The sequence below is a fragment of the Streptomyces sp. FH025 genome (assembly GCF_017427025.1).
In the GTDB taxonomy this organism is placed as follows: Bacteria; Actinomycetota; Actinomycetes; order Streptomycetales; family Streptomycetaceae; genus Kitasatospora.
In genome coordinates, this window is the sequence record NZ_JAFLNG010000240.1 from 1 (window position 1) to 10,231 (window position 10,231).

Sequence of the window (10,231 nt, forward strand, 5' to 3'; positions counted from 1 at the left end):
TCCGGCCCCCGGCGGCGCCGACCCCGAACCGCCCGTCCCCGCCCGCTACGCGGCCGACCTGTCCGTACTGCCGCACATCGAGGTGCCCGAATGACCGACACGCCGACCGCGTCCCTGCTCGACGGCCACCAGCGGCTGGCGGTCCCGCCCGGCGCCGAGTCCGTCGACCTCGACGCCAAGTTCAGCCAACTGCTCTTCCGTGCCTCCCTGTTGGGGAGCAAGCTGACGGAACAGAAGCAGGCCGCCCGGGCCGCGCAGCGCGAACTGCTGGGCGTCCTGGTCGAGGTGGACGACGCGCTCGCCGCCCTCGGCCTGGACCGCGAGCTGGTGGCGCACGGGCGCGGCGCCGGCCTGGAGGCCACCCGCCGGCGGCTGCTCGGCCGGCTCGCCAAGGCCGGGGTGCGCCCGATGCGGTTGGACGGGCTGGCGGCGGACCCGGCGCTGACCGAGATCGTCGGAACCGAGGTGCGGGCGGGGGTGGCGCCGGAGACGGTGCTCCAGACGGTGGTGACCGGGTTCTTCTGGGAGGAGGAGGTGCTGCGGCGGGCCCAGGTGGTCGTGGCCGCCCCCGGGGCGGAGCCGGAGCCGGAACCGGAGCAGGAAGCCGAGCCCGATTCGGTGTACGCCCCCGAGGCGTCCGGGCCGGAGGAGCCCGAGCCCGAGGAGTACAAGCCCGAGGAGCCCGGGCCCGTAGCGCCCGAAGCCGTAGAGCTCGGCGCCCAGCCCCGGCCGGTCCCGCCGAGGGTCCGCCGGCAGGGCAAGGCGGCGGGCAGGCACGGCAAGCGGGCCAAGCGCAAGAAGTAGCCAGACCACGCCAGAGCACGCCGAATCACGCCAGACCATGAGGGGCAAGAGGGGAACGACATGTACCGCACACTCGGCATCGACCTGGGCACCACCAACTCCGTGGTGGCTCACCTGCGCCGGGGCGAGCCGGAGATCATCTTCAACCGGCAGAACCAGGAGGCCACGCCCTCCGTGGTCGGCAGCGGCCGCAAGGGCGAGCTGCTCGTGGGCTCCACCGCGCGCAGCCGGATCGCCATCGACGGCGCCAACGTGATCCGCTCGGTGAAGCGCTTCATGGGCCGCAAGTTCAAGGACCCACAGGTGCAGGCGGCCCTCAAGGAGGTCGACTACAAGGTCACCGCGGGCACCGACGGCGACGTCAACGTCTGGTTCAACGGCCGCTCGTACACCCCGATCGAGATCTCCGCGATCATCCTGCACCGGCTCAAGGAGGACGCCGAGCAGCGCTTCGGCGAGCCCTTCCACCGGGCCGTCATCACCGTCCCCGCGTACTTCGGCGAGCGGCAGGTCGCGGCCACCCAGGAGGCGGGCCGGATGGCCGGCCTGCACGTGCTGCGGATCATCAACGAGCCGACCGCCGCCGCTCTCGCGTACGGGATCACCTCCGAGGCCGGCGACGAGGGCCGCACCGTCCTGGTCTACGACCTCGGCGGCGGCACCTTCGACATCTCGATCCTGCTGCTGGTGCCCGGCTCGGTCTCGGTGCTCGGCATCGAGGGCGACAACCTGCTCGGCGGCGACGACTTCGACCGGGCGATCACCTCAGCGCTGCTGGAGGACATCCGGGAGGAGTACGGCTCGGACTACCAGCCCGACCTGCGCGACCGACCGAAGATCGCCTCCACCGCCGAGACCATCAAGATCGAGCTCTCCAACCAGGAGTCCTCCGAGGTCATCCTGCCCGGCCTGGGTGCCGGACAGCTGGTGCTGGAGACCGAGTTCGAGCGTGCCCGCTTCGAGGAGCTGATCGAGGCCCACATCGAGCGGACCATCGAGCTGACCCACAAGGCCATCATGCAGGCCAACCTGACCGTCGGGGACATCGACGAGGTGGTGCTGGTCGGCGGCTCGACCGCGATCCCGCTGGTCGCCCGGCGGCTCGGCGAGGTCTTCGGCCCGCGCCGGATCCGGCGCGGCGTCAACCCGATGCAGTGCGTGGCACTCGGCGCGGCCGTGCAGTCCGCGCTGGTCGGCGAGGTGGAGTGCCCCGAGTGCCGGGCCCCCGGCGACCTCTCCGCCTCCAACTGCGCCAACTGCGCCACCTCGCTGCTCGGCGGCGCCCGGGTCTCCTGCCCGACCTGCCACCTCCCGGTGGACGTCGAGGCCGACGCCTGCCCCAAGTGCGCCCAGGAGCTCGGTGGTTCGGCGCCGTCCACGCCCGGCGTCCCGCAGCAGGCGCAGGCCACCACCGTGGTGCGCGGCGACAACTGCCCACGCTGCGGCACCCCGGCCGCTCCCGGCGTCACCGCCTGCGAACTGTGCGGCGAACCGCTCAACTCGGCCGCCCCCGGCAACACCAAGGTGGCAGCCACGGCCTCCACCGCCGCTTCCGCCGCCGAGGACGTCGGCCTGCGCTGCGCCTCCTGCGGTGTGGTCAACCCGCCGGGCAGCGAGGTCTGTCCGGGCTGCGGCGAGCTGATGCAGGTCACCAACCCGTTCGACATCACCCCGAAGAACCTCGGCATCGAGCTCAACGACGGCCGGCTGGCCGTGATCATCCCCAAGAACACCAGCTACCCGACGAGTTCGCCGGTCAGCCGGGAGTTCGTGGTCTCGGGCAGCGGGCTGCAGCGGCTGGAGGTCGCGGTCTACGAGGGCGAGCACGAGATCGCCCAGCAGAACGAGCTGATCGGCCACCTGACCCTGCGCCTGCCCGAGGGGCTCGGCGGCCGCACCCCGGTGGAGGTCTCCTTCGGCCTGGACCGCGACCGCACCATCACCCTGTCCGTCCGGATCCAGGGCGGCGGCGAGAAGACCGTCAAGCTGGAGCGGGTCACCCTCGACCCCGAGCTCAAGGTGCAGGTCGAGGAGCAGCAGCGGCAGATCGAGACCTTCACCGACCGCTGGGGCGGTGAGCTCACCGAGGCCGAGATGCGCGAGGCCCAGCGGATGATGGACACCCTGGACGACCTGGCGGCCGGGCAGACCCGCGGCCAGTCGGTGGACGAGGCGCTGGAGCGGGCCCAGCGCCAGCTCAAGGCCCAGCGCTGGGTGCGCGGTTCGGAGGCGTACCTGAGCCTGTTCATCCACTACTGCGAGAAGCACCTGGACCCGAGCGACCTGGACCGGCTGCGCTCGGTGGCCGCCGAGCTGCGGCTGCGCCGGGAGGCCGCCGACTGGGAGGGCGCGATGCGCGCGGCCCAGAAGGCGGACGAGCTGTGCGACTCGCTCGGGCACACCTTCCGGATGCTCACCATGTGCAACGTCTACGTCAACCAGAACATGGTCTCGCCGGCCCTGTCCCAGCGGATCATGGCGGAGCTGCGCGGACTGGACGAGGCGGTGGAGGCGCCCAACATGGAGGCGGTCAACACCCACATGTCGAACCTGCTGGCCCTGTACGCGCAGGCGCAGCGGGAGCTGGGCAGCGAGCCGGCCGCCGAGTCGCTCGGCCCGGTCCGCCCGGAGGAGGCCGGTCCGCGATGAGCGTGGTGACGCCCCTGGAGGTGCTGTGCCCGCTGTGCAGGGTCCCGGCGGATCCGCGGACGCTGGGCTGCCCGTCCTGCCGGGAGGACCTCGGAGTGCTGTTCCGGCTGCGTTACGCCGGTCGGATCGACTACAACCGGGCGCTGGACGCACTGGCGGCCGGGGACGGGGCGCTCGCGCTCGGGCTGCTGCACCGCGCGGTGGAGGCCGAACCCGGGCTGGAACAGGCCCGTGAGCTGCTGGAATCACTGAGCGTGGCCGGTCGTGGCGGCCCGGCGGACGCGGGGTGAGAAGGCGACACTCCCCGGAATGGGTCAATCCCGGTGTGTCGAGGAGCGGATCGCTTGTGATCGTGGATGAGTGTGATCGTCACACTTCGATTCGACATGCTCACAAGGAGTGAAGCAATGCGCATGCGCACCGCCCTCGCCGCCACCGCCCTCGCCGCCGTGACGGTCCTCGCCGGAGCCGGCACCGCCTCCGCCGGCGACGCCACCGCCAACGGTGCCGCCATCGGCTCGCCGGGCATCCTCTCCGGCAACCTGATCCAGGTCCCGATCAACCTCGAGGCCAACGTCTGCGGCAACAGCATCGACATCATCGGCCTCCTCAACCCGGCCTTCGGCAACATCTGCATCAACAAGTGACCGGCAGCGAGTGACCCGAGCACCGGGGCCGTCCGTCGAACCCGACGGGCGGCCCCGGTGGCGTGTCCGAACCCGTGTCCGTACCCCCGTTCGGGGGTGGCGGCGCGGGCCCGGGGCGGCGACCATGGTTCCCCCTGTCCCGCACCGCCGCACCCAGGAGCCAGCCCGTGCCGACCACGCCGACCCCGCGCAGCTACGCCTCCGGCACCTCGGACGTCCCGCTGCTCGGCGACACCATCGGGGAGAACCTCGACCGCACGGTGCGCGCCTTTCCCGAGCGTGACGCCCTGGTCGACCGGCCCACCGCCCGCCGCTGGACGTACGCCCAACTCGCCGCCGACGTCGACGCCCTGGCCCTCGGCCTGCTGGAACTCGGCATCGCCAAGGGCGACCGGGTCGGCATCTGGGCCCCCAACTGCGCCGAGTGGACGCTCACCCAGTACGCCACCGCCAAGCTCGGCGCGATCCTGGTGACGGTCAACCCGGCCTACCGCGCCCACGAGTTGGAGTACGTGCTCAACCAGGCCGGCATCCGGCTGCTGGTCGCGGCGGACCGTTTCAAGACCTCGGACTACGCCGCCATGATCGAGGAAGTCCGGCCGAGCTGCCCGGAGTTGGAGCGCGTGGTGCTGATCGGAAGCCCGACGTGGGACGCGCTGCTGGCGGCCGGACGGCAGGCGGACCGGGAGCTGCTCGCGGCCCGCCAGGGCGAGTTGGCCCCGGACGAGCCGATCAACATCCAGTACACCTCGGGCACCACCGGCTTCCCCAAGGGCGCGACCCTCTCGCACCACAACATCCTCAACAACGGCTACTTCGTCGGCGAGTTGCTCGACTACACCGAACAGGACCGGATCTGCATCCCGGTGCCCTTCTACCACTGCTTCGGCATGGTCATGGGCAACCTCGCCGCCACCTCGCACGGGGCCTGCATGGTCATCCCGGCCCCCTCCTTCGAGCCCGGCGCCACCCTGGCCGCCGTCGCCGCCGAACGCTGCACCTCGCTGTACGGCGTGCCGACCATGTTCATCGCCGAACTCGCCGACCAGGACTTCGCACGCTACGACCTCAGCAGCCTGCGCACCGGCATCATGGCCGGCTCGCCCTGTCCGGCGGAGGTGATGAAGGAGGTCATCGGGCGGATGGGCATGGCCGAGGTCTCCATCTGCTACGGCATGACCGAGACCTCGCCGGTCTCCACCCAGACCCGCACCGACGACTCGATCGAGCGACGGGTCTCCACCGTCGGCCGGGTCGGGCCGCACCTGGAGGTCAAGGTCATCGACCCGGCCACCGGCCGTACCGTCCCGCGCGGCGAGCCCGGCGAGCTGTGCACCCGCGGCTACTCCGTCATGCTCGGCTACTGGAGCGAGCCCGAGCGCACCGCCGAGGCCGTCGACGAGGCCCGCTGGATGCACACCGGGGACCTCGCCGTCATGGACGAGGACGGGTACGTGGCGATCACCGGCCGGATCAAGGACATGGTGATCCGCGGCGGCGAGAACCTCTACCCGCGCGAGATCGAGGAGTTCCTCTACACCCACCCCGACATCCTCGACGTCCAGGTGATCGGCGTCCCCGACCCGAAGTACGGCGAGGAGCTGATGGCCTGGATCCGGATGCGCGAGGGCGCCGAGCCGCTCACCGCCGACACCGTGCGCACCTACTGCGCCGGCCGGCTCGCCCACTTCAAGATCCCCCGCTACGTGCACGTCGTCGAGGAGTTCCCGATGACGGTCACCGGCAAGATCCGCAAGGTCGAGATGCGCGAACTGGCCCTCCGCATCCTCGGCATCTAGCACTTACGGGCCCGCCGGGAGGCGGGCCCGGACGCCCGGCGGGAGAGTGGGGCCATGCCCCTGGACGTCACCGTGGAACGCGTGCTCCCCCTCCCGCCGGAAACCGTCGCGGCCTACGCCATGGACTGGCGCCACGACACCGAGTGGAGCAGGGGCGTCCGCTCGGCCGCCCTCACCCGCGAGGCCGACACCGGCGGCTTCGGCGTCGGCGCCGAGGTCACCCGGACCGCGCGGTTCCTCGGCCGTCGCTTCGACTACGTGCTCCGGGTGGCCGGCTACGCCCCGCCGCGGATGCTCGACCTGGTCTCCGTCGCCGGCCCCGTGCCCCTGCGCGTGACCTACACCTTCGAGCACACCCGGACCGGCACCTTCGCCCGCATCCGGGTCCGCGGCGGCTCCGACCTCCGCCACCTCCTGGCGGCCCCCCTGATCTCCCGCCAGGTCCGCAACGCCCTCACCGCGGCCCTCCACACCCTGGAGGCCCGCCTCACCGCTCCGTAACGCGGCTCAGTAGCGCGCCGCCCCGAACGCCTGGTCGCTCGGCACGACCTCGCGCCCGAGCGGCATCAGCGAGATCGGGATCATCTTGAGGTTGGCCCAGCCGAAGGGGATCCCGATGATCGACAGGAACAGCGGGATGCTGGTGACCAGGTGCGCGATGGCCAGCCACCACCCGGCGAAGACGAGCCAGATGACGTTGCCGATGCACGACGCGGGCCCGGCGTCGGGCCGCTCGACGGTGGTCCGCCCGAACGGCCACAGTATGAAGCCGGCGATCCGGAACGAAGCGATGCCGAACGGAATGGTCACGATCAGGATGCAGCAGATGATTCCGGCGATCGCGTAGCCGATTGCCATCCAGATTCCGCAGAAGAGCAACCAGATGACATTGAGGACGAAGTTGATCGGCTTCATGGGGGGTACCTTCTCACGTTCCGCGGATCCGCTGCTACGACCTGGCGATGCCCTGCGGGGGTGGTGTCCACGCCCCTAGGGGGCGTTCCTCGGGGATGGTTCAGGGGTGTCGATCAACCTCGGGACGTGCGCGTCGCGGCACTGCCCGGATGCGGGGCAGAGGGACAGGGGCAGGTCGTCGCCGGTCTGGGGTGTCACGATCTGGTACTCGACGAAGGTCACGAACCAGCCATAAGGCGATTCATCGCGTACCCCCCGTAGCGAATGGTGATTCCAGGGGCCGCCCGGGCGGGGCGGCCGACAAGGCCCGGAAGGCGGAATCGTCCCGGCCGTCGGCCCCTGCGGGGCGATGCGGGTCAGGCCGGCGGAGTGCCGTCGGGCCAGACGCAGGGGGAGCTGACCCGGAGGGAGAGGTTGCGGCTCGAATCGGAGACCCCGTCCAGGACGGCGAGGAAACCGTTCTGGGGGTTCTTCAGTTTGATCCAGTCGTCGTGGAAGTCGGGCGGATCCTGGACCGGTTGGAAGCCCAGGCCGGTCAGGAAGGCGCGGAAGTCGTTCGCGGCCTCGGCCTTGGGCGCGGACGGGACGTCGCCGAAGTCGTACCCCCGGCCGGTCTGCGTCCTGCCGTGCGGGCCGATGTCGTCGGCGTCGCACTCCAGGTCGCTGAAGTCGCCCGAGCTCGCCGTCGGCTTGATCGGCAGCTGGGCCAGGATGTCGGCGAGGTAGGTGTCGATCCGCCCCTTGGCCCGGTCCAGGGTGATCGTCGGCTTCGACCGCTCCTTCAGGGTCTGCGCGCCGCAGGCGTTCAGGGCCAGTACGGTGACCGCCAGCGTGGCGGTGACGGCGGCCCGCCTGGCCGACGTCGGTGCGGCGGGCGGGTGTTCGGTGGTGCTCACGAGACGGGTTTCCCGGCGATGACCTCGCCCATGGACGTCAGGGTGGGCGACCCGTCGTTCCAGTAGTCGGAGTGTCCGCCCTCGGAGTCGGTGGGCAGGATCCGCGCACCGAAGTCGGGGACGGTGGTCTGTCGCCCGTGGATCAGGTGGTGGTCGCCGTTGCCCCCGCCCCACAGGCCGGCGAGGTCGTCGCCGAGGTTGTCCGCCACGCCGCCGGGGTCGACGGCGGTGGCCCAGCCGATGGCGTCGCCGTCGCTCTGCGCCGCGTACACGCGGGAGGGGTCGATGCGCAGCTCCTCGGCGTGCTCGACACCGCAGCCCGGGCTGGCGATCAGGACGACGTTGTCGACCGGGAGGCCCTTGTCGCGCATGGTGTAGCCCACGGTCGTGGTGCCGTAGCTGTGGGCGAGGACGGTGTTGTTCGAGGGCTCGCCCTCGTGGGTGGCGCGCAGACCGGTCTCGAAGCGGTGCAGTCTGTCCTCCGCGTTCCTCGCGTACGAGCCGTCGGCGGCCTCGAGGACGATCGACTGTGGTGCGTCGTAGCCGATCCAGGTGATCGACGAGGTGGTGCTCGGGTCTCCCGCCTTCCGGTCGGCGGCGTCGGCCGCGGCGACCATCCGGTCCGAGCGGTTGATGTCGCTGTTGATGCTGCCGAGTCGCGCGCCGGTGCCGGGGACGTACGTCGACACGTTGTCGGCGGTGTCGGGGTCGTTGACGGCGATGACGGCGTGGCCCTTGCCGTGGGTGTCGAAGCCCAGCAGGAAGGCCGGCGGGTGGGCCGCGTCGACCGGGGTGTTCAGCCGCTTCTCGACGGCCCTCACACCCTTCAGCTTGTCCTCCAGGTCGTCGTGACGGGACTTCCACCGCTCGTACTCGGGGTTCGGGACGGGCTCGCCCTTGGCGAAGCCCAGGAACCGCTTCGGCGCGGGGCCGAGGTCGTCGAGACGGCGCTGGAGGTCCTGCCCGCCCTGCCTCAGGTTGATCCGGTTGGCCTGGTCCCGGCCGACCGCGGGGACGCCGTCGAGGGCGCCGATCCGGTCGGGGTGGTTGAGGATCATCCGGTGCCGCTGCTCGTCGGTCAGGCCGTCCCACCAGGTCTTGACGCCGGTCGGGTCGGTGCCGGGGGCCGGGATCCGTTCGAGCGCGTCGGCGGCGGCCAGGTCGGTCTTCGCGGTGGCGGCGTCGAGCCCTGCGCCGCTGCCCGCGTTGCGGGCCAGGTGGGCGAGCCGGGCGCTGATCGTCCTGTCCGCGTGGTCGGCCTCGGTGAGCGCGGCGGTGATCCGGCCGCTGATCCGGCGGGCCTGGGCCTCGGCGTCCGGTCCGGCGAAGTCGGCGGACCCCGAGTCCTGGTCCCAGGTGATCCCGCCGTCGGCGGCGACGTTCAGCTTGTGGGCCCTGGCGTCGTCGAGGGCTCCGAGCAGGTGCGCCTGCGCCGCGGCGAAGCCCTCGGCGGCGTCGTGGAGGGCCCTGCCGACGAGGCCGATCTCCTGGTGGGCGGCCTGGAGTTCGTTCTGCAGGAGCCGGATCCGGGCCTGGGCGTGACCGGCGGCGGTGCCCGTCCACCGGGAGCGGTCCAGCCGGTCGACGACGTCGTGCTGCCAGCTCTCCAGGTGCTGCCCGAAGGCGGTGGCCAGGGTGTCGAAGGCGGTCCTCGCGGTGGTGAGGCGGGCGAGGTCGGCGTCGTGAAGGGTCTTGATGTCCATTGCCTACCCGGCCGCCTTCGCACCGGTGGGCTTCGCGGCGGCCGGCGCGGTCGCGGGGGCCGGCGCGGTCGCGGGGGCCGGTGCGCTCGTGGAGGCCGGTGCGGTCGCGGGGCCGGGCACGGTGGTGCCGAAGGGGTCCGGCTCGTCGGGAACCGGCGCGGACGGGTTCGTCAGGCTCGTGTGGACGTCCTGCTCGACCTGGCGGTAGTAGGCGGCCGACGAGGCGAGCCTGCCGCCGACGTCGCCCATGTCGCCGGCGAGCCTGTCCAGCAGCGCCTTCCAGTTGGTGCCGCAGTCGCGCACGGCCGAGGCGGTGAGCCAGCCCGACAGGCCCGCGGCGGCCTGGCCGCACGGATCGGTGATCTTCGAGGTCTCGTCCGGTACGAGGCCGCCGAGGTGCTGTGCGCTCTGTCCGCAGCCGTCCAGTTCGGCCGGGCTGACCGTGAACTCCAGGGCCAGGTCGGGATCTGCCATGCGTCCCCCGTGCGTCCGGACCGGAGCGCCGCCGCGCCCGCGGTCGTGGGTAAGTGGTGGGCATGCTAACGGATCCCTTTCGGGGAATGTCGGCGGATGTTTCCGGGCGCGGTACGTATCCGAACGTCCGTACCGTGCTGTTCGGTTGAGCGTCGTCGCCGGTCGAGCGGGCCGTGGCGGGTGGGCCACCCGGCTCGGCCCGCGGGCGTGGTTGGGGATACCCTGTGGGGGTACGTGGCGGGCAGCGGCGATCGGGAGGCGGACCATGGCGCGGCAACGGCCGTTCGCTTCGGCGGTCCCGTGGGGGCCGCGCCTGCTGCTGCTCGCCGCGCTGTTGCTCGGCA

General features: G+C 71.8%; 10 protein-coding genes. 6 read left to right on the forward strand and 4 right to left on the reverse strand.

Going from position 1 to position 10,231, the window contains the following annotated elements; genetic code table 11:
• The first annotated feature begins 90 nt into the window (after window positions 1–90).
• The 6 genes from J0670_RS18380 to J0670_RS18405 all read left to right on the forward strand — a co-directional run bounded on the left by J0670_RS18380 (window position 91) and on the right by J0670_RS18405 (window position 6,400).
• Window positions 91–804, forward strand: coding sequence for a nucleotide exchange factor GrpE (locus J0670_RS18380; protein WP_207812700.1), 714 nt, complete (start codon window positions 91–93; stop codon window positions 802–804).
• A 60-nt stretch (window positions 805–864) separates the two neighbouring features.
• The gene (locus J0670_RS18385) at window positions 865–3,453 is read left to right on the forward strand and encodes an Hsp70 family protein (protein WP_207812701.1); all 2,589 of its coding nucleotides are present in this window, start codon (window positions 865–867) and stop codon (window positions 3,451–3,453) included.
• Complete coding sequence (locus tag J0670_RS18390) at window positions 3,450–3,743, forward strand: hypothetical protein (protein ID WP_207812702.1); 294 nt, start codon at window positions 3,450–3,452, stop codon at window positions 3,741–3,743. The genes J0670_RS18385 and J0670_RS18390 overlap by 4 nt, the downstream gene beginning before the upstream one ends.
• 117 nt (window positions 3,744–3,860) lie before the next feature.
• Window positions 3,861–4,100, forward strand: a complete 240-nt coding sequence (locus J0670_RS18395; RefSeq protein ID WP_207812703.1) for a chaplin — start codon at window positions 3,861–3,863, stop codon at window positions 4,098–4,100.
• A 167-nt stretch (window positions 4,101–4,267) separates the two neighbouring features.
• Window positions 4,268–5,899, forward strand: coding sequence for an AMP-binding protein (locus J0670_RS18400; protein WP_207812704.1), 1,632 nt, complete (start codon window positions 4,268–4,270; stop codon window positions 5,897–5,899).
• A gap of 54 nt (window positions 5,900–5,953) precedes the next feature.
• Complete coding sequence (locus J0670_RS18405) at window positions 5,954–6,400, forward strand: SRPBCC family protein (protein WP_207812705.1); 447 nt, start codon at window positions 5,954–5,956, stop codon at window positions 6,398–6,400.
• A 6-nt stretch (window positions 6,401–6,406) separates the two neighbouring features.
• On the opposite strand, the gene J0670_RS18410 is transcribed toward J0670_RS18405, so the two are convergent.
• The 4 genes from J0670_RS18410 to J0670_RS18425 all read right to left on the reverse strand — a co-directional run bounded on the left by J0670_RS18410 (window position 6,407) and on the right by J0670_RS18425 (window position 9,887).
• Window positions 6,407–6,814 (reverse strand): YccF domain-containing protein, encoded by a 408-nt coding sequence (locus tag J0670_RS18410; RefSeq protein WP_207812706.1) that lies wholly within the window; start codon window positions 6,812–6,814, stop codon window positions 6,407–6,409.
• A 356-nt stretch (window positions 6,815–7,170) separates the two neighbouring features.
• Window positions 7,171–7,710, reverse strand: coding sequence for a hypothetical protein (locus tag J0670_RS18415; protein WP_207812707.1), 540 nt, complete (start codon window positions 7,708–7,710; stop codon window positions 7,171–7,173).
• The gene (locus J0670_RS18420) at window positions 7,707–9,413 is read right to left on the reverse strand and encodes an alpha/beta hydrolase (RefSeq protein WP_207812708.1); all 1,707 of its coding nucleotides are present in this window, start codon (window positions 9,411–9,413) and stop codon (window positions 7,707–7,709) included. Before J0670_RS18420 ends, J0670_RS18415 begins: the two co-directional genes overlap by 4 nt.
• Window positions 9,414–9,416: 3 nt before the next feature.
• Window positions 9,417–9,887, reverse strand: coding sequence for a hypothetical protein (locus J0670_RS18425; RefSeq protein ID WP_207812709.1), 471 nt, complete (start codon window positions 9,885–9,887; stop codon window positions 9,417–9,419).
• Window positions 9,888–10,231: the final 344 nt, after the last annotated feature.